18 protein-coding genes are annotated in these 19,101 nt (G+C 60.9%); 7 read left to right on the top strand and 11 right to left on the bottom strand.

Features of this window, described 5'->3' with window-relative positions; all coding sequences use genetic code 11:
• The coding region (locus tag HX823_RS10795; protein WP_177074844.1) for an amidase family protein at window positions 1-1,024 on the bottom strand (1,024 nt) is incomplete at its 3' end.
• A gap of 337 nt (window positions 1,025-1,361) precedes the next feature.
• Between HX823_RS10795 and HX823_RS10790 the strand changes: the two genes are divergently transcribed.
• From HX823_RS10790 to cmoB, 7 genes are all read left to right on the top strand, one after another.
• The gene (locus tag HX823_RS10790) at window positions 1,362-2,351 is read left to right on the top strand and encodes a GntR family transcriptional regulator (protein WP_038851289.1); all 990 of its coding nucleotides are present in this window, start codon (window positions 1,362-1,364) and stop codon (window positions 2,349-2,351) included.
• A 92-nt stretch (window positions 2,352-2,443) separates the two neighbouring features.
• Complete coding sequence (gene lon, locus HX823_RS10785; RefSeq protein ID WP_256350079.1) at window positions 2,444-4,864, top strand: endopeptidase La; 2,421 nt, start codon at window positions 2,444-2,446, stop codon at window positions 4,862-4,864.
• A 204-nt stretch (window positions 4,865-5,068) separates the two neighbouring features.
• Window positions 5,069-5,458 (top strand): protease inhibitor I42 family protein, encoded by a 390-nt coding sequence (locus HX823_RS10780; protein ID WP_033902441.1) that lies wholly within the window; start codon window positions 5,069-5,071, stop codon window positions 5,456-5,458.
• Window position 5,459: 1 nt separating this feature from the next.
• A complete protein-coding gene (locus HX823_RS10775) occupies window positions 5,460-6,119 on the top strand; it encodes a lysoplasmalogenase (protein WP_177074843.1) in 660 nt (219 codons plus the stop codon).
• Between the two features lie 151 nt (window positions 6,120-6,270).
• The gene (locus tag HX823_RS10770) at window positions 6,271-6,693 is read left to right on the top strand and encodes a hypothetical protein (protein WP_177074842.1); all 423 of its coding nucleotides are present in this window, start codon (window positions 6,271-6,273) and stop codon (window positions 6,691-6,693) included.
• 123 nt (window positions 6,694-6,816) lie between these two features.
• The gene (gene cmoA / locus HX823_RS10765; protein WP_033902444.1) at window positions 6,817-7,560 is read left to right on the top strand and encodes a carboxy-S-adenosyl-L-methionine synthase CmoA; all 744 of its coding nucleotides are present in this window, start codon (window positions 6,817-6,819) and stop codon (window positions 7,558-7,560) included.
• Entirely contained in the window at window positions 7,557-8,510 is a 954-nt protein-coding gene (gene cmoB, locus HX823_RS10760) for a tRNA 5-methoxyuridine(34)/uridine 5-oxyacetic acid(34) synthase CmoB (protein WP_177074841.1), read from the top strand. Before cmoA ends, cmoB begins: the two co-directional genes overlap by 4 nt.
• Window positions 8,511-8,513: 3 nt before the next feature.
• Here the strand turns inward: cmoB and tadA are convergent, their stop codons facing one another.
• The 10 genes from tadA to lptF all read right to left on the bottom strand — a co-directional run bounded on the left by tadA (window position 8,514) and on the right by lptF (window position 18,906).
• Window positions 8,514-9,011 carry a tRNA adenosine(34) deaminase TadA gene (gene tadA, locus HX823_RS10755; protein WP_033902446.1) on the bottom strand — a complete coding sequence of 166 codons (498 nt, stop codon included), beginning with the start codon at window positions 9,009-9,011 and terminating at the stop codon, window positions 8,514-8,516.
• The gene (locus tag HX823_RS10750) at window positions 9,011-10,387 is read right to left on the bottom strand and encodes a multicopper oxidase family protein (RefSeq protein ID WP_152514769.1); all 1,377 of its coding nucleotides are present in this window, start codon (window positions 10,385-10,387) and stop codon (window positions 9,011-9,013) included. Before HX823_RS10750 ends, tadA begins: the two co-directional genes overlap by 1 nt.
• A gap of 103 nt (window positions 10,388-10,490) precedes the next feature.
• Window positions 10,491-11,234: a pyridoxine 5'-phosphate synthase gene (pdxJ, locus tag HX823_RS10745; RefSeq protein WP_038851278.1), complete on the bottom strand. Its 744-nt coding sequence runs from the start codon at window positions 11,232-11,234 to the stop codon at window positions 10,491-10,493.
• A 51-nt stretch (window positions 11,235-11,285) separates the two neighbouring features.
• Window positions 11,286-11,975 (bottom strand): DNA repair protein RecO, encoded by a 690-nt coding sequence (gene recO / locus HX823_RS10740; protein ID WP_177074840.1) that lies wholly within the window; start codon window positions 11,973-11,975, stop codon window positions 11,286-11,288.
• A 194-nt stretch (window positions 11,976-12,169) separates the two neighbouring features.
• Window positions 12,170-13,072 (bottom strand): GTPase Era, encoded by a 903-nt coding sequence (era, locus tag HX823_RS10735; RefSeq protein WP_033902448.1) that lies wholly within the window; start codon window positions 13,070-13,072, stop codon window positions 12,170-12,172.
• Window positions 13,065-13,754 (bottom strand): ribonuclease III, encoded by a 690-nt coding sequence (gene rnc / locus HX823_RS10730; protein ID WP_033902449.1) that lies wholly within the window; start codon window positions 13,752-13,754, stop codon window positions 13,065-13,067. Before rnc ends, era begins: the two co-directional genes overlap by 8 nt.
• 150 nt (window positions 13,755-13,904) lie before the next feature.
• Window positions 13,905-14,759: a signal peptidase I gene (gene lepB / locus HX823_RS10725; protein WP_033902450.1), complete on the bottom strand. Its 855-nt coding sequence runs from the start codon at window positions 14,757-14,759 to the stop codon at window positions 13,905-13,907.
• 5 nt (window positions 14,760-14,764) lie between these two features.
• On the bottom strand, window positions 14,765-16,564 hold the full coding sequence (lepA, locus tag HX823_RS10720) for a translation elongation factor 4 (protein ID WP_003210439.1): 1,800 nt from the start codon (window positions 16,562-16,564) through the stop codon (window positions 14,765-14,767).
• A gap of 151 nt (window positions 16,565-16,715) precedes the next feature.
• Window positions 16,716-17,795: an LPS export ABC transporter permease LptG gene (gene lptG / locus HX823_RS10715; protein WP_033902451.1), complete on the bottom strand. Its 1,080-nt coding sequence runs from the start codon at window positions 17,793-17,795 to the stop codon at window positions 16,716-16,718.
• Window positions 17,788-18,906 (bottom strand): LPS export ABC transporter permease LptF, encoded by a 1,119-nt coding sequence (gene lptF / locus HX823_RS10710; protein ID WP_028618984.1) that lies wholly within the window; start codon window positions 18,904-18,906, stop codon window positions 17,788-17,790. Before lptF ends, lptG begins: the two co-directional genes overlap by 8 nt.
• Window positions 18,907-19,101: the final 195 nt, after the last annotated feature.

Genomic DNA, 19,101 nt, shown 5'->3' with positions numbered 1-19,101 from the left:
GACGGCGGGCATCGACCAGATGCAGCAGTTGGCTGGCCGGCAGCGTGCGCGCGGCTTCGAGGCGGCGGCGTACGCGCGGGTCGAGTTGTTCGGCGTCAGGGCTGTCGAGCAAGGCTTCGTGCAGGGCGAAGGCTTCGAAGGAACCGAGCCAGCCGTGGTGTTTGATCAGGTCCAGGGTGGCCTGGAAGGTCGGGCATTCGCGTTCTTCGATCAGTGCGCCGTGGGCCTTGAGTTGCTCCACGGCGCGCAGCAGGTTGTTGCGCACGGCGGCTTCGACGTCTTGTTGCGCCAGCACAAAACGCTGGCCCTTGAGGCTACGAGCGGTGTGGGTTTGAGTGCGGCCATGCAGCAGATCGTCGATGGCCAGGGCATCACGCACACTGCGGGTCAGCGGGCCCAGGCTGTCGAGGGTATGGGCCAACGGGAACACGCTGTCGCGGCTGTAGCGTCGGCTGCTGCTGCGGTAACCCACCAGGCCGTTGAAGGCCGAGGGGATGCGGATCGAACCGGCGGTGTCGGTGCCCATGGCGATCGGCACGATGCCAGCGGCGACGGCCACCGCAGAACCGGACGACGAACCGCCGGGAATGCGCGGTTGGTCAGTGCCATGGGGGTTGTGCGGCGTGCCGAAATGCGGGTTCAGGCCCAGGCCGGAATAGGCCAGCTCGCTGAGGTTGGTCTTGCCCACGCTGACCATCCCGGCGCGGCACAGCAGGCCCACGGTCGGTGCGTCGAGCAACGCAGCGGGCGCGTTGCGGCGGTAAGCGGCGCCCGCAGTGGTGACGCTGCCGGCCACGTCGAACAGATCTTTCCAGGCCAGAGGCACGCCGTCGAATACGCTCAATGGCTGGCCGGCGCGCCAGCGGGCGGCAGAGGCTTCGGCTTCGCGACGCGCACGCTCGGCGGTCAGGCTGATAAACACCGCCGGGACCTCACTCGCCTTTTCGAGTGCCTGTTCGAGGATTTGCACCGGATCGCTGCGACCGCTGGCGAAATCCTCGGCCATTGAAGTGGCGTCTGACATCAAGGTGACCCTCAAAAAACGTACATATTAATAAAATGTACATTTTACAAAGGCAGCTTTCGTGCCAGTCTTTCTCAGGCAGCATTTACGCAATCAGGGGATTTCGCCCAGAGCTACGGGATAGATGGTTTTAACCAGCCGGAAAAAATCTTGCCAGGCCGCTGGAAAGCGCCTTCAATGAAATAATGTATCTTTTATTAATAAGTACATTTTGGTGCAGAAAAGTAACATTCCCCGATTCCGAGCCCCACAAAGGTGCCACCGCTGTGGCGCAGGGTGACAGGCGTAACTTATGAGAGAATCCCCGGCCACCGTCCTACAAGCCTCAGAGAAAGCGATGAAAGCAGCGTCCGCCTCGGCCTCCCGTTACGCGATGATTCACCAGGTATTGCGTGATGCGATCGTCAACGGCACCGCGCGCCACGGCTTGGTCTTGCTGGAGGCGCCACTGGCTGAATTGTTCGGCACCAGTCGTGTGCCGGTGCGTCGGGCACTGGACCTACTGCATGAGGAAGGCCTGATCTGCCGCTTCAACGGCCGGGGTTACCTGATCAATCCCGAAGGCTTGGCGATGGAGCCGCTACGCCTGCCCCTGAGCCACGCGCATCTGGGCCTCAACGGCGAAGATGAGTTGGTGGACACGCGGCCACTGGGCGAGCGCATCGTCGAAGAGATCGGCGCGGCGTTATCCACCTGCATTGCCTTCGGCCATTACCGCCTCGATGAGCAAGCCGCCGCCGACCACTACGGCGTCAGCCGCGCGGTGGTGCGTGAAGCGCTGATGCGCCTGCGCGACCGGGGACTGGTGGAAAAAGAGCCCTACTCCCAATGGTTGGCCGGACCGCTGACCGCCCGTGAAGTCACCGAAGACTACGAGCTGCGCGCCTGCCTGGAACCCGAAGCTTTGCGCCAAAGTGCGCCGGGGCTGGACCGCGAGATGCTGGAAGCGATGTTGCAACGCGTGCTGGACGCCCAGGACAGCGCCCACTGCAGCCTGGAGGCCATCGAACAGATCGAGGAGGACTTGCACCAGCGCTGCCTCGCCGGCCTGCAGAATCGCAAGATCGCGGCGTTGATCCGCCAAGGCCAAAGCCCGATGATCATCAGCCGGATTTTCTACCGTTTGCTGGGGATCGGCGCCGATCCGGCCATGCTGGCCGAACATCGGTTGATTCTGGAGTTGTTGCTGCACGGTGCATTTGATGCAGCGGCGTTGAATCTGCGTGAGCACCTGCAACGCGCACGGCAGCGCATGCTGCAACGGTTGAAAGTGTTGTCAGTGCTGCCGGAGCAGCCATTGCCGAGCTATCTGCATAAGATCAGCTGAATTCATGCAATTTGTTGCTAACTTCACGCGACCATTGAAACCACCGCTACCCCGCCCCATCTAACCTGCATACTTCCTTATGCAGGTGCCCCATGAGCGACCAGCAAGAATTCCCTGATTACGACCTCAACGACTACGCCGACCCCGAAAACGCTGAATCCGCCTCGTCCAATACCGGCCTGGCCCTGCCAGGGCAAAACCTGCCGGACAAGGTCTACATCATCCCGATCCACAACCGGCCCTTCTTCCCGGCGCAAGTGCTGCCGGTGATCGTCAACGAAGAGCCGTGGGCCGAAACCCTGGAGTTGGTGAGCAAATCCGACCACCATTCCCTGGCCCTGTTCTTCATGGACACGCCACCGGAAGACCCGCGCCACTTCGACACCTCCAGCCTGCCGCTGTACGGCACCCTGGTGAAGGTGCACCACGCCAGCCGCGAAAACGGCAAGCTGCAATTCGTCGCCCAGGGCCTGACGCGCGTGCGCATCAAGACCTGGCTCAAGCACCACCGCCCACCGTACCTGGTGGAAGTCGAATACCCGCACCAGCCGAGCGAGCCGACCGATGAGGTCAAGGCTTACGGCATGGCGCTGATCAATGCGATCAAGGAACTGCTGCCCCTCAACCCGCTGTACAGCGAAGAGTTGAAGAACTACCTCAACCGCTTCAGCCCCAACGACCCGTCGCCACTCACCGACTTCGCCGCCGCGCTGACGTCGGCCACCGGTAACGAGTTGCAGGAAGTGCTGGACTGCGTGCCCATGCTCAAGCGCATGGAAAAAGTGCTGCCGATGCTGCGCAAAGAGGTTGAAGTCGCGCGCCTGCAAAAAGAACTGTCCGCCGAGGTCAACCGCAAGATCGGCGAGCACCAGCGCGAGTTCTTCCTCAAGGAACAACTCAAGGTCATCCAGCAAGAGCTGGGCCTGACCAAGGACGACCGCAGCGCGGACGTCGAACAGTTCGAGCAACGCCTGGAAGGCAAAGTGCTGCCGCCCCAGGCGAAAAAACGCATCGATGAAGAATTGAACAAACTGTCGATCCTCGAAACCGGTTCACCGGAATACGCGGTGACACGCAACTACCTGGACTGGGCCACTTCGGTGCCGTGGGGCGTGTTTGGCGAGGACAAACTCGACCTGAAACATGCGCGAAAAGTGCTGGATAAACACCATGCGGGCCTGGATGACATCAAGAGCCGCATCCTCGAATTCCTTGCGGTGGGCGCCTACAAAGGCGAAGTCGCCGGCTCCATCGTACTGCTGGTCGGCCCGCCGGGCGTGGGCAAGACCAGCGTGGGTAAATCCATCGCCGAGTCCCTGGGCCGGCCGTTCTACCGCTTCAGCGTCGGCGGCATGCGCGACGAGGCCGAGATCAAGGGCCATCGCCGTACCTACATCGGCGCCCTGCCGGGCAAGCTGGTGCAGGCGCTTAAAGATGTGGAAGTGATGAACCCGGTGATCATGCTCGACGAGATCGACAAGATGGGCCAAAGCTTCCAGGGCGACCCGGCATCGGCCTTGCTGGAAACCCTTGACCCTGAGCAGAACGTCGAATTCCTCGACCATTACCTGGACCTGCGCCTGGACCTGTCCAAAGTGCTGTTCGTGTGCACCGCCAACACCCTGGACTCCATCCCCGGACCGCTGCTGGACCGTATGGAAGTGATTCGCCTGTCGGGCTATATCACCGAAGAAAAAGTCGCCATCGCCAAGCGCCACCTATGGCCGAAACAGCTGGAAAAAGCCGGCGTGTCGAAAAACAGCCTGACCATCAGTGATGGCGCCTTGCGTGCGTTGATCGACGGTTACGCTCGCGAAGCCGGGGTGCGTCAGCTGGAGAAACAGCTGGGCAAACTGGTGCGCAAGGCGGTGGTCAAGTTGCTGGACGAGCCGGATTCGGTGATCAAGATCGGCAACAAGGACCTGGAAAGCTCACTGGGCATCCCGGTATTCCGCAACGAGCAAGTACTGTCCGGCACCGGCGTGATCACAGGCCTGGCCTGGACCAGCATGGGCGGCGCGACGCTGCCGATCGAGGCGACGCGTATCCACACGCTCAATCGCGGTTTCAAGCTCACCGGGCAATTGGGCGAAGTGATGAAGGAGTCTGCGGAAATCGCCTACAGCTACATCAGCTCGAACCTGAAGTCGTTTGGCGGTGATGCGAAGTTCTTCGATGAAGCCTTCGTGCACTTGCACGTGCCGGAAGGCGCCACGCCGAAAGACGGCCCGAGCGCCGGGGTGACCATGGCCAGTGCGCTGCTGTCGCTGGCACGTAACCAGCCGCCGAAAAAAGGCGTGGCCATGACCGGCGAGCTGACGCTGACCGGGCACGTGCTGCCGATTGGCGGGGTGCGCGAAAAGGTGATTGCGGCGCGGCGCCAGAAGATCCATGAGCTGATCCTGCCGGAGCCGAACCGTGGCAGCTATGAAGAGTTGCCGGAATACCTGAAGGAAGGCATGACGGTGCACTTTGCCAAGCGCTTTGCGGATGTGGCCAAAGTGCTGTTCTGACAGATCTCTATCGGCTTTAATGCCCTCTTCGCGAGCAAGCCCGCTCCCACATTTTGACCGCATTCCAAAGGATGTACCTGGTCAAAATGTGGGAGCGGGCTTGCTCGCGAAAGCGCCCGCCCAGTCACCACAAAATCCCCTCCTGTCACACCTTGTCTCATCTTCGGTTATGCTCGCCCTTCGTCGTGAATCAACGGAGCCCCCATGACCGCTGCCCGCCTGCTTCTCCCCTTGAGCCTTGCCCTGCTGGCCGCGTGCGCCAGTGCACCGAAGCAAAACGTCACCGTGGACAACCAGAGCGCCTGCCCGCTCCAGCTCAAAAGCGGACAAAACCTGATCCTCACGCTGCCAAGCAACCCCACCACCGGTTACCGCTGGGCCATCCAGGACTCCGCTGGCGGCGTGCTGCGCGCGCTGAGCCCGGAGGTCTACAGCAGCTCGGAATCCGGCGTGATCGGCGGCGGTGGCCAGTCGACCTGGCGTTTCCAGGCTTTCGCAGCCGGCCAGGGGCGCTTGCGCCTGACCTCCCAGCAACCCTGGGAGCCGGAAGCCGAACCCGTCGAAACCTTTGACTGCGCCATCACGGTGAACTGATATGCCATGGCTGATTCTTGCGTTGATGGGCGCCGGCACCTTTATCTACGGCCTGACCACCCACGCCACCTTGCTGTGCCTGCTGGTCAAACCGCTGCCGGTGCTGGCGCTGTTGGGTTGGCTGCATGATGCACCGCCCACCGACTATCGACGCTGGATCAGCCTGGGGCTGATTTTTTCCTTGGTGGGTGACGTATTGCTCGCCTGGCCGGGCGACCTGTTTATCTTTGGCCTGGGTGCCTTCCTGTTTGCGCATTTGGCGTATCTGAAAGCCTACTTCAGCGATTGCCGCCGCCTGGCGCTGCTGCCGCTGATATTGGCGCTGGGCGTAGGCGCAATCCTGTTGAACATCCTGATCTCCCATGGCCTGGGCGACCTGCTGGTTCCGGTGGTGGTTTACGCGCTGGTGATCAGCGCCATGCTCTGGCGTGCGTTGGCGCGGCTGGGCAGCGACGTGCCGAAACGCTCGGCATGGCTGGCGGCGGCGGGTGCGGCGTCGTTTGTGTTTTCTGACACGCTGATCGGTATCAATCGGTTTGTGGTGGCGTTCGATGCGGCGCCGTATTTGCTGATCACCACGTATTGGCTGGGACAGTGGGGTATCACTGCATCTGCGTTTGCACTCGGTACACAGACAGAACACCCCAGCGACAATCCTTGAAAAAACCAAGTCCTCTTTCCTACGCCCTGCCTAGAATCAAAACGTCTAAACGACTGGTAGTTTTAACAGTTACGTAAAGTAGGCGTCTGCCGATAACGTCATGGGACAACGCGCATAATCATGTGGGCGAATGGGTCAGAAGGATTCAATCATGGCCACCCGTAGAACACTCAAGAAAGCCAAGGGAACATTGACCGCATCCATCAACGGTAAAGCGAATTTCGTTGCAAACGCGGTTTATCTGACGCACGAGAATGGACTGACAAGGATCGTAGGCGTGGATGAGGATTCAGCCAGCCTTCTGCGCATCATCCAGATTGATATGGTGGCGCACATACCCTACGGCGAACATGATTTTCCAGGCGATCACATTCGCGCACTCATAGGCGGTGGAAACACTGCTCCCTCGCACTATTTAACCAGCAGCGGTCGTGTGACCGTTGATTTTGACCATAAAACTGGCCGCTACGAGGGCCAGTTCAAGCTCACTGCACAAAACATCTTTCCACCAAAAAACATCATTGAGGTTGAGGGTGCTTTTGCTATTCACACGGGCCCTACCGCCAAAAAGTGACGGAGATCGCCGGGGAGGTGAAGCCAGTACCGAAAGCTCCATCACGGTTTATCAGACAACCCGCGCACACCAAGGCCAAGTTGGCTAAAATGCCGGCCTTTCCCCATCGTCGCCGGAACAACCGTGAGCAAAGAACCCGATCGCCTATTCGCCCAGCCCCTGCCCCAGGTGCCGGACTTCGCCTTTAACGAGGACGTGGTGCGGGTGTTCCCGGACATGATCAAGCGCTCGGTGCCCGGTTACCCGACCATCGTCGAGAACCTCGGCGTCCTCGCCGCGCAGTTTGCCCAACCTAACAGCGTGCTATATGACCTGGGATCCTCGCTGGGCGCGGTGACCCAGGCCCTGCGCCGCCACGTGCGCACCGACGGTTGCCGGGTGATCGCGGTGGATAACTCGGCCGCGATGGTCGAGCGTTGCCGTGAATACCTCAATGGCCAAGACTCGATGTTCCAGGAGCTGCTGCCGGTCGAGGTTATCGAGGGCGATATCCTCGCGCTGCAGTTCCAGCCGGCCTCGGTGGTGGCGCTGAATTTCACCCTGCAATTCATCGCGCCCGATGAGCGCCTGGCCTTGCTCGCGCGCATCCGCCAGTCGCTGTTGCCGGGTGGCGCGCTGATCCTCTCGGAAAAGCTGCGCTTCAATGATCCCGAAGAACACGCGCTGCTCACCGATCTACACATCGCGTTCAAACGCGCCAACGGCTACAGCGAATTGGAAATCGCCCAGAAACGCAGCGCCATCGAAAACGTCATGAAGCCCGACAGCCTCGAAGAACACCGCGAGCGCCTGCTGGCGGCCGGGTTTTCGACAGTCGTGCCGTGGTTCCAGTGTCTTAACTTTGCCTCGTTGATTGCCTTGCCATGATTGATCTGTCTCCCCTCGCCCGCCATCTGGTCGGCACTCCCCTGGCCGTGTGGGCCCAGGGCCTGCAAGCGCAACTCGATAGCAAGATGGAAAAGGGTCATGGCGACCTGGAGCGCTGGCAGAGTGCGCTGGATGCATTGCCAAAAATCCAGCCCAGCGAAGTGGATTTACTCAACGGACTGACGCTCGATACCGATTGCGACGACACCCGCGAGCAGATGCATGCCGCGCTGATGGGCCTGAGCCCGTGGCGCAAAGGTCCATTCAACCTGTTCGGCGTGCATGTGGACACCGAATGGCGCTCGGACTGGAAGTGGTCCCGCGTGGCACCGCACCTGAACCTGAAGGGCAAGCGCATCCTCGACGTGGGCTGCGGCAACGGTTACTACATGTGGCGCATGCTCGGCGCCGGGGCCGACAGCGTGATTGGCGTGGACCCGAACTGGTTGTTCTTCTGTCAGTTCCAGGCGGTGCAGCGTTACCTGTCAGAACCCAAGGCGTGGCACCTGCCGTTCCCGTTCGAAGACCTGCCAGCGAACCTGGAAGGGTTCGACACGGTGTTTTCCATGGGCGTGTTCTATCACCGGCGTTCGCCCATCGAGCATTTGCTCGCGCTGAAGGACACCCTGGTCAAGGGCGGCGAATTGGTGCTGGAAACCCTGGTGGTCGAAGGCGATCAGCAGCAGGTGCTGGTGCCGGAAGATCGCTACGCGCAGATGCGCAACGTGTGGTTCCTGCCGTCGGTGCCAGCGTTGATGCTGTGGCTGCGGCGTGCCGGGTTCAGTGATGTGCGCTGTGTGGATGTGAGCGTCACCACCGTCGAGGAACAGCGTGGGACAGAGTGGATGAAGTACCAGTCGCTGAGTGATTTCCTCGATCCGCACGATCACAGCAAGACGATTGAAGGGCTGCCTGCACCGATGCGGGCGGTGATCATCGCCCGCAAATAAATCTCAAAGGGACGGCTTGGCTCTTCGCGCCTTGAAGAACTCACTCAAGACCGTCCCGCACTCCTCGGCCAGCACCCCTCCTTCAAACAGCACCTTATGATTGAGAAAGCCCTGGGTAAAAAACTGCCCCTGGCTTTGCACGATCCCCGCTTTGGGTTCCAGCGCGCCGTACACCACGCGCGCAATCCGCGAATGCACGATCAGCCCCGCGCACATGCTGCACGGCTCCAGGGTCACATAGAGCGTGCTGCCCACCAGGCGATAGTTGCTGATGGCTTGCGCGGCGGCGCGGATGGCGACCATTTCGGCGTGGGCGCTGGGGTCGTTGCCGCTGATGGGGCAGTTGAAGCCACGGCCGATGATTTCGCCGTCTTGCACCAGCACCGCACCGACGGGCACTTCACCCAATGCCGCGCCTTGGGCAGCCAGGGCCAGGGCTTCGCGCATGAAGTCCTGGTCGCGGCTGCGGTCGATGATTGCGGTGGGGCGGAACTGGCGCATCACGCCACCTCGATGGCGGCCATCAGGCCGGTTTCCATGTGGTCGATCACGTGGCAGTGGAACATCCACACCCCTGGATTATCCGCCACCAACGCCACGCGAGCGCGCTCGTTTTTACCCAGCAGGTAGGTGTCGGTGAAGTACGGGATCACCTTGTGGCGGTTCGAGGCGATCACCTTGAAGCTCATGCCGTGCAGGTGAATCGGGTGCTGGTACTGGGTCATGTTCTTCAATTCGAAAATGTAGCTCTTGCCCTTTTCCAGCTTGGCAATCGGGCGGTCGGCGCAGGTCTTGTCGGTGATGTCCCAGGCCTTGCCGTTGATCTGCCACAGGCTCGGTGGTTTCCCGTCATCCACGGACACCGTGCCGACCCACTCGAAATTGAAGTTGAGTTTCTCCGCATTGGCCAGGTCTGGCTCGGCAATCGGGTTGGCGGGCAATGCAGGCGGCCACTCAGTCGGCGCATCGGCGTTGGCCACCGAACGGAAGGTGCCCAGGCGTACCGGGCCATTGCGGATCGACAGCTCTTCGCCCGCCGGCGGTGCCTTGATCGCCAGGCAGATGCGCATGCCGGGGCCCAACCAGTATTCCTTGCCCAGCGGGCGCGGCTCGATGGGGTTGCCGTCCAGCGCGTAGATCTGCGCCTCGACATCCGGAATGTTGATGCGATAGGTCAGGGTGTTGTCGAGGTTGAGCAGACGCACGCGAGTGATCTGCCCGGCGGGCAAATCGACGACTGCCTGGGACACGCCATTGATCGTCGACAACCGCCCGGCCGTGCCGCCGCGTGCCGCTTCACGGGGAATGCTGAAGGCCACGAAAGCGCCCTCTTCGTCCACGTGCCAGCTCTTCAGGCTAAGCGTGCACTCGTACTTGAAACCGGTGGGTTCGCGCTCTTCGATGATCAGCGGGCCGACCAAGCCACGGCCGAGTTCTTCGCTGCTGTTCACGTGGGGGTGATACCAGTAGCTGCCGGCGTCGGGCACACGGAATTTGTAGTCGAAATACTCACCGGGCAGTACCGGCAACTGCGAGACGTAGGGCACGCCGTCCATTTCCAGCGGCAGGCGGATGCCATGCCAGTGGATGGTCGTGGCGACCGGCAAGTGGTTGATAAAACGCACCCGCAGCCATTCGCCCTGGCGCACCCGCAACTCGGTGCCCGGCGCTGACGGACCGAACGCCCAGGCTTCGGTCTTATGGCCCGGCACCAGTTCCACCTCCAGGGGCGCGGCGATCAGCTCGTAGTCATGGCCCGCCTCGGCCTCGGCAACTTTCCCCAGCCAGTAGCGGTAGGCGCCACCGGCACCGACGCCCACTACGGCCAGGCCTGCAAGACCACCCAGGATTTGTCGACGGGAAAAGGATCGGGACACAACTACCTCACGTATCGGCCGCAGGCCCAGGGCCTGCAAAGGGCAGATACGATACACCTGCCCTGGCTAAACAGTAAGGCTTCGCATTGCCGCAGTGGGCGGATCAGGCCTTGGCGGCCGCCAGGATCAGGGCTTTCATCTCGGCCACGGCACCCTTGAAACCGACGAACAGCGCGTGCGCCACCAGCGCATGGCCGATGTTCAACTCATTGATGCCCTTGATCGCGGCCACGGCTTCGACGTTGTGGTAGTGCAGGCCATGGCCGGCGTTGACGATCAAGCCTTGCTTGAGGCCGCAGCTCACGCCGTCGATGATACGTTGCAGCTCATCGGCCACTTCGGTGGGCGTGGTGGCATCGGCGTAACGCCCGGTGTGCAGTTCAATGGCCGGTGCACCGACACGGCGCGAGGCTTCGATCTGGCGCTCGTCAGCGTCGATGAACAGCGACACTTCGCTGCCGATCTTCGACAGGCGTTCCACTGCCGCCTTGATCCGCGCTTCCTGGCCGGCCACATCGAGGCCGCCTTCGGTGGTCAGTTCCTGACGGGTTTCCGGTACCAGGCAGATGTGCGCCGGGCGGATGCGCTCGGCGAACTGCATCATTTCTTCGGTGACGCCCATTTCGAAGTTCATGCGGGTTTGCAGCACGTCCTTGAGCACCAGCACGTCGCGCTCCTGGATGTGGCGGCGGTCTTCGCGCAGGTGCACGGTGATGCCGTCGGCGCCCGCTTCTTCGGCGTCCAGCGCGGCCTTGACCGGGTCAGGGTAACGGGTGCCCCGGGCCTGGCGCAGGGTAGCGACGTGGTCGATGTTGACGCCAAGAAGAATGCGATTGCTGGTGGTCACGGAAGCGCTCCTGAAAAGGGAAAGAAACGCTGCACAGCATACACGGGGTTGTCAGGGCTTTCGAAACAACTCGCGACTGACCAGCGGCCGTCCGCCCAAGTGCACGGCCAGGGCCTGGCGCATCAGGCGCTTGGCGGCAGACAAGGCACCGGGAGCGGTCCAGTCGGCTTCGCTCATGGCCAGCAACTCGGTGCCCTGGAACAGGCCCGGTTGCAGCAGGTAGACACGCTCCAGGCCGGCGTCGACCTGCAGACGGTACATGCCGTCGGCCGCGATGGGTTCGCCGTGCAGGTCATTGGTCAGTTCAAAACCGTAGCCCAGGTCGTCGAGCAGGCGCCATTCGAAGGCGCGCAGCAGTGGTTCCAGAGGGCGCCCTTCGGCCAGGGCCAGCAAGGTGGCAGCGTAGTGATCGAAGACGGCCGGGTGCGGGTCTTCGGCAGGGAGCAGGCGGATCAACAGTTCATTGAGGTAGAGCCCACTGAACAGCGCCTCGCCATTGAGCCAGGCGGACGTGCCGACGCTTTCCATGCGACCGACGTTCTTCAGCTCGCCCTTGCCGCGAAACTCCACGTCCAGGGCCACGAATGGCCGTGCCAGCGTGCCCGCCTTGCCTCGCGCACTACGCAAGACTGCACGCAGGCGGCCTTGGGGCGTGAGGAAGTCCACCAAGGCGCTGGTCTCACGGTAGGCGCGGCTGTGCAGGACGTAGGCGAGTTGGCTGGGGGGTGGGGATTGGGACATGAGACGGGAAATCTCTGAAGAAGGAGAGCACTTTTGTGGCGAGGGAGCTTGCTCCCGCTGGGCTGCGAAGCAGACCTATAGTCAGCCACCGAGTTGTATCTGAAAAAACTCAGTGGCCTTACTGGGGCCGCTTCGCGGCCCAGCGGGAGCAAGCTCCCTCGCCACAACAAGCCCGCCCATCATCGTGCGGTGTTTTACAGGTCGCCGTAGCCCAGGGAGCGCAATGCACGCTCATCATCGGACCAGCCACCCTTCACCTTCACCCACAGGTTAAGCATGATCTTGGAATCGAACAGCAATTCCATGTCCTTGCGCGCTTCGGTGCCGATACGCTTGATGCGCTCGCCCTTGTCGCCAATGATGATTTTCTTCTGGCCGTCACGTTCGACGAGGATCAGCGCATGGATGTGCAAGGTCTTGCCCTGCTGCTTGAACTCTTCGATTTCGACGGTGATCTGGTACGGCAGCTCGGCGCCCATCTGGCGCATGATTTTCTCGCGCACCAGTTCGGCGGCGAGGAAACGACTGCTGCGGTCGGTGATCTGGTCTTCCGGGAAGAAATGCTCGTTCTCCGGCAGGTGCTCGGCGATCACGCGCTCCAGGGCATCCAGGTTGTGGCCATGCTGGGCCGAGATCGGGATGATCTGGGCGTTCGGCAGTTGTTCCTGCAGCCAGCTCAGATGCGGCATCAATTCGGCTTTGTCTTCGATGCGGTCGGTCTTGTTCAACGCGACGATCAGCGGGCCGGTGACGTACTGCACACGCTCCAGGACCATTTGGTCTTCGTCGGTCCACTTGGTGCGGTCGACCACGAAGATCACCACGTCGACGTCTTTCAACGCCGCCGAAGCGGTCTTGTTCATGTAGCGGTTCAGGGCTTTCTCGCCACCTTTGTGCATGCCTGGGGTGTCGACGTAGACCGCTTGCACGGTGCCTTCGGTCTTGATGCCCAGCATGTTGTGGCGGGTGGTCTGCGGCTTGCGCGAGGTGATCGCGAGCTTTTGGCCGAGGATGTGGTTCAGCAGCGTGGACTTGCCCACGTTCGGGCGGCCGACGATGGCAACATAGCCACAGCGTGTTGCGGTTGAATCAGTCATGGCCATTCTCCACGCCCAGGGCAATCAGTGCTGCAGCGGCCGCTACCTGTTCGGCAATACGACGGCTCACACCCTGACCTCGGCTTTTTTCGTTCAGTAAGGTGATTTCACATTCCACGAAAAACACGCGGCAATGGGGCTCACCCTGGATATCCACCACTTCGTAGCGTGGCAGTTCGCAACCACGGGACTGCAGGAATTCCTGCAGGCGGGTCTTGGGGTCTTTGTTGGTGTCGACCAGCGTGAGGCTTTCGATCTCGGAGGTCAGCCACGCGGTGACGCGCTCCTTGGCTGCTTCCATGCCTGCATCGAGGTAGATGGCACCAATCAGCGCTTCGAGGGCGTCGGCCAGGATCGACTCACGGCGGAAACCACCGCTCTTCAGTTCACCGGACCCCAGGCGCAGGTACTCGCCCAGGCCGAAGCCACGGGCCAGCACCGCCAGGGTCTCGCCCTTCACCAGGCGTGCGCGCAGGCGCGACAGCTGGCCTTCACGGGCTTGGGGGAAGCGTTCGAACAGCGCTTCACCGGCGACGAAATTGAGGATGGCATCACCGAGGAATTCCAGGCGCTCGTTGTTGCGCCCTGCAAAGCTGCGGTGTGTGAGGGCAAGGACCATCAATTCCTGGTCCTTGAAGGTGTAGCCGAGCTGACGCTCGAGACGACTTAGAGAAACGGTCACGGTTTACCCATATCTGTTTGGTGGCACCGGCGGCCATCGACGATTGACGCAGTGTTCAAATTCAAATCCTGGTTGGTACAGCATGAGGCAGGACAGATTTGTCCCCACCCCAGAAAAGCATTCGGCGCTGTGTTCACAGCGCCGCCTGTATTACTTGATCAGCCCGACCCGCGAGAAGTTCGGCAGGTGGCTGAGTTTGGGTTCCGGCCAGCTCATCCAGACCGCGAAGGCCTTGCCGACGATATTCTGGTCGGGAACCATGCCCAGCAGGTCCTTGGGAATGTTGGGATCATCCCAGTACCGGCTGTCATTGGAGTTGTCGCGGTTGTCGCCCATCATGAAGTAGTGCCCGGCCGGCACTGTCCACTGGCCGTCAGGCTGGGCACGGTAGCGGCTCATTTCCTTGCGGATTTCGTGCTCTACCGTACCGAGTTTTTCCTGATACAGCTCAGCGCTGCCCAGGCTGTTCGGCTCGGAGCCGATCAGTTTCTCGGCCACCGACTCACCGTTGATGAACAAGCGCTTGTCGCTGGTGTAGCGGATCACGTCGCCCGGCAGGCCAACCACACGCTTGATGTAGTTGACGTTCGGGTCGCTCGGATAGCGGAACACCATCACATCGCCGCGTTGCGGATCACCGACTTCGATGACCTTCTTGTCGATCACCGGCAGGCGGATCCCGTAGGAAAACTTGTTCACCAGGATGAAGTCGCCCACATCCAGGGTAGGTTTCATCGACCCCGAAGGAATCTGAAACGGCTCTACCAGGAACGAACGCAGCACCAGCACGATGAACAACACCGGGAAGAACGACTTGCCGTATTCAACCAGCAAAGGCTCTTTGTTCAGCTTCTCGATCACCACGCCATCGGGCTGGCTGACGCTGCCCTGATAGGACGCGATAGCCGCCCGCCGACGCGGGGCGAAGAACACCAGATCGAGCAACGCCAAGAGACCGCAAACGGCAACGGCGATGACCAGCAACAGCGGGAAATTTAGCGACATAGGACCTAACTATCCAACCTGAGCACCGCAAGGAAGGCTTCTTGTGGAATTTCCACGTTACCTACTTGCTTCATGCGTTTTTTACCGGCCTTTTGCTTCTCAAGCAGCTTGCGCTTACGGCTTACGTCACCACCGTAGCATTTGGCCAGTACGTTCTTTCTGAGTGCCTTGACGGAGGTCCGTGCAATGATCTGCCCGCCAATGGCGGCCTGGATCGCGACGTCGAACATCTGGCGCGGAATCAGTTCTTTCATCTTCTCGGTCAACTGGCGACCTTTGTAGTGCGCGTTGTCCTTGTGCACGATGAGTGCCAGGGCATCGACCTTGTCGCCGTTGATCAGCACATCCAGTTTCACCAGATTAGCCGATTGGTAACGGTCGAAATGGTAATCCAGCGAAGCATAGCCGCGACTGGTGGATTTGAGACGGTCGAAGAAGTCCAGCACCACTTCGTTCATCGGCAAATCGTAGGTCACTTGCACCTGGGTACCGAGGAACAGCATGTCGTGCTGTACGCCACGCTTTTCGATACACAGGGTAATGACGTTGCCCAGGTGTTCCTGCGGCACAAGAATATTGGCGCGCACGATCGGTTCGCGCATGTCTTCGATGGAAGACAGGTCTGGAAGCTTGGACGGGTTGTCGACGTAAATCGTTTCACCGGTTTTCAGCGCCAACTCGAAAATAACCGTCGGCGCGGTGGTGATCAGGTCCAGGTCGTATTCGCGCTCGAGGCGCTCCTGGATGATCTCCATGTGCAGCATGCCGAGGAAGCCGCAACGGAAGCCGAAGCCCAGGGCGTCGGAGCTTTCCGGGGTGTACTGCAACGACGAGTCGTTGAGGGTCAGCTTTTGCAGGGCTTCGCGGAAGTCTTCGAAGTCGTCGGAGCTGACGGGGAACAGGCCGGCGTAGACTTGCGGCTGGATGCGCTTGAAGCCCGGCAGCACGTCGACGTCAGGGGTGGAGCTCAAGGTCAGGGTGTCACCGACTGGCGCACCGTGGATGTCCTTGATACCGGCAATGATGAAGCCTACTTCGCCGGCTTTCAGATCAGTGGTCGCGGTGTGCTTGGGGTTGAAGACACCGACGCTGTCCACCAGGTGGATCTTGCCGGTGGACTTGACCAGGATCTTGTCGCCTTTCTTCACACGGCCATGGCGCACGCGGACCAGGGAAACAACGCCCAGGTAGTTGTCGAACCAGGAGTCGATGATCAACGCTTGCAGCGGATCTTCGTAGTTGCCGGTTGGCGCAGGAATGGTCTTGACCAGGCGCTCGAGCACTTCGTCGACGCCCAGGCCGGTCTTGGCGCTGCACTCGACGGCGTCGGTGGCGTCAATGCCGATGATTTTTTCGATTTCTTCTTTGACGCGGTCCGGATCGGCTTGTGGCAAGTCGATCTTGTTCAGCACCGGCATCACTTCCAGGCCCTGCTCGATAGCCGTGTAGCAGTTGGCGACGGACTGGGCTTCAACGCCCTGGCCCGCGTCCACCACCAGCAACGCGCCTTCGCAGGCCGCCAGGGAACGGCTGACTTCATAGGTAAAGTCGACGTGGCCCGGGGTGTCAATGAAGTTCAGCTGGTACTTGATACCGTCTTTGGCGGTGTAGTACAGGGTGACGCTGTGGGCCTTGATGGTGATCCCGCGCTCGCGTTCGAGGTCCATGGAATCCAGGACCTGGGCTTCCATTTCACGCTCGGCAAGGCCGCCGCACATCTGGATGAATCGATCGGCCAGCGTCGACTTACCATGGTCAATGTGGGCGATGATGGAGAAATTGCGGATATGACTCAAATCACTCACGGATCAACACTCAAAAAGGCTGCAGGCAGATTGCCCGCTGAAAAATAGCCGGGAATTGTACCTGATGCTCAGGCCAGACGTCATCTTTGCTGACCAGAACAAAAATGCCCCGATCTCTCGACCGGGGCATTTTTTGTTCATAAGCGCGGTATCAACCGGCCCGGCGCAGTAGCCAGAACCCGGCCAAGGCGCAGATGGCCGTGGGCACGAGCACCGCAAACAGTGGCGAAAAGCCAAACACCAGGCTCGACGGGCCAAGCAGGTCCTGGGCGATGCGGAAGGTGAAGCCCACCAGCACGCCGGTGAATACGCGCTGGCCCAAGGTCACGGAACGCAGCGGGCCGAAGATGAAGGAAATCGCCATCAGCACCAACGCGGCCGTCACCACCGGCTGCAACACCTTGACCCAAAATGCCAACCAGTAGCGGCCATTGTTCAGACCCTGGTCCTTCAAGTAGTGGATGTAACCCCACAGCCCGGAGATCGGCAGGCTTTCCGGGATCATCACCACGGTATTGAGCAATTGCGGCTTGAGGGCGATGTCCCACTCTTCGCTCGGCACATTGATCACTTCGGTGCTGGCGTTGGAGCCTTTGTCGATGTTGCGGAAATACGTAGTGGTAATGTCGCTCAGCTGCCACTTTTCGCCACTGTATTGCGCACGTTTGGCGAAACTCGACGACAGCAGGTGGCGCTCTTTGTCAAAGGTGTAACGCGTCACACCAATCAACAAACCGCCCGGCTGCACGGCGTTGATGTGGATAAATTCATCGCCCTGACGGTGCCACAGGCCGTGCTTGGAGCTTTGGGCGTCGCCCGAACCCTGGGCCAGGGCACGATTGGCCTGGGCCGTGGTTTCGGCCGGCGGCGCCACGTATTCACCGATCAGCACACTGCACGCCATCAGCAGCAGCATGGGCTTCATGACCGCCCACACGATACGACCGATGGACACGCCGGCGGCGCGCATGATGGTCAGCTCGCTGTTGCTGGCCAGGCTGCCCAGGCCGATCAGGCAGCCGATCAGCGCGGCCATCGGCATCATGTCGTAGAGGCGGCGTGGCGCGGTGAGGGCCACGTAGCTCAGCACGTCCCACACGGTGTAGGTGTCGGTGACGTTGCCCACTTCATCGATGAAGGCGAACAACGACGCCAAGCCGAGGATGATGCCCAACACCGCCAGGATGGCGATCAGTACGCTGCTACCAATGTAGCGATCGAGCTTAGCCACGAGCCAACTCCTTCTGGCCACGACGGCTCATCATTTTCAAACGGATCGGTTCCCAATAGAGCAGGCCCAGGCCAATCACCAGGAAGATCCCGTGCACCCACCACAGGCCCAGGGTCGGCGACAGCTTGCCTTTCTCAAGGGAGCCACGGGCGGAAATCAGGATGGTGAGGTAAGCCATGTACAGCAGGATCGCCGGCAACAGCTTGAGGAAGCGGCCCTGACGCGGGTTGACGCGCGACAGCGGCACCGCCATCAAGGTCACGATAAACACCAGCAGCGGCAGGGAAATCCGCCATTGCAGCTCGGCAATCGAGCGCAGCTCCTTGCTGCCGAACAGCTCGGTGGTCGGGATGGCGTCGCGGTCGGTGACTTCGTCGCTGATATCCGGACGGGCCAGCATCACGCCATAGGTGTCGTACTTGATCGCACGGTAATCGGCCATGCCCGGGCTGCCATCATAGCGATAGCCATTTTCCAGGATCAGGTAGCGACTGCCGTCAGGACGCACTTCCTGGCGACCGGAATCGGCCACCAACACGGAAATGCCCCGGTCCTTCTTGTCCTGCCCCAGGCGCTTCTCGGAGATGAACACGCCGCCCAGGTTGGCGCGATCGTCGGTCAGGGTTTCGGTGTAGGTCACCCGTGAACCGTCATTGAGCGCCTGGAAGCGGCCCGGCTCGAGGGTGTCGAACTCGGTCATCGCGTCCTGTTTATTCAGTACCAACTGGAACTGCATGGCGCCCTGGGGGGCCAGGCTCAGGCTCAGCCAGGCCACGATCAGCGCGACGCCGGCAGCCGGAATCATGGTCATGCCCAGCAGGCGTTGCTGGCTCATGCCGGTGGCCGAGAGCACGGTCATTTCGCTTTCGAGGTACAGGCGGCCGTAGGCCAGCAGGATCCCGAGGAACAGGCCGAGCGGCAGGATCAGCTGCAGGAAGCCCGGCAGGCGAAAGCCCATGATCAGGAACAGCGAGCCCGGATCCAGTGCGCCGGAGGCAGCCTGGGCCAGGTATTTGACGAAACGACCACTCATGATGATGACCAGCAACACCGCACTCACGGCACTCAGGGTCAACAGGACTTCGCGGGACAGATAACGGAAGACGATCAAACCAGACACTCCAGGGTTGTCAGGCTAAGGCGGCCAAACAAGCAAGCATACCGAGTCAGCCCGTTTACACGGGCCGGCTAAAAAGATGGCGCATTATCCTGTGATTGACCGCGCCTGTCACGGAGCTTGCTCATACACGTGCACAAAGCGGGTGACAAGGGTTGTCAGGCTCCGCCGGCGAGGTTCAAACTGCGG

The sequence above is a fragment of the Pseudomonas sp. P7759 genome, from assembly GCF_013386445.1.
GTDB classification, from domain to species: domain Bacteria; phylum Pseudomonadota; class Gammaproteobacteria; order Pseudomonadales; family Pseudomonadaceae; genus Aquipseudomonas; species Aquipseudomonas azotoformans_A.
Note: the sequence above shows the minus strand (reverse complement) of the source record. Positions and strands in the feature narration are given on the sequence as shown.

Excerpts from the sequence above, each read along its gene's own strand:
- HX823_RS10790 (WP_038851289.1), top strand. The coding sequence starts at position 1,362 with ATGAAAGCAGCGTCCGCCTCGGCCTCCCGTTACGCGATGATTCACCAG.
- lon (WP_256350079.1), top strand. The coding sequence starts at position 2,444 with ATGAGCGACCAGCAAGAATTCCCTGATTACGACCTCAACGACTACGCC.
- HX823_RS10780 (WP_033902441.1), top strand. The coding sequence starts at position 5,069 with ATGACCGCTGCCCGCCTGCTTCTCCCCTTGAGCCTTGCCCTGCTGGCC.
- HX823_RS10775 (WP_177074843.1), top strand. The coding sequence starts at position 5,460 with ATGCCATGGCTGATTCTTGCGTTGATGGGCGCCGGCACCTTTATCTAC.
- HX823_RS10770 (WP_177074842.1), top strand. The coding sequence starts at position 6,271 with ATGGCCACCCGTAGAACACTCAAGAAAGCCAAGGGAACATTGACCGCA.
- cmoB (WP_177074841.1), top strand. The coding sequence starts at position 7,557 with ATGATTGATCTGTCTCCCCTCGCCCGCCATCTGGTCGGCACTCCCCTG.
- tadA (WP_033902446.1), bottom strand. The coding sequence starts at position 9,011 with ATGCGCCAGTTCCGCCCCACCGCAATCATCGACCGCAGCCGCGACCAG.
- recO (WP_177074840.1), bottom strand. The coding sequence starts at position 11,975 with ATGTCCCAATCCCCACCCCCCAGCCAACTCGCCTACGTCCTGCACAGC.
- era (WP_033902448.1), bottom strand. The coding sequence starts at position 13,072 with ATGACTGATTCAACCGCAACACGCTGTGGCTATGTTGCCATCGTCGGC.
- lepB (WP_033902450.1), bottom strand. The coding sequence starts at position 14,759 with ATGTCGCTAAATTTCCCGCTGTTGCTGGTCATCGCCGTTGCCGTTTGC.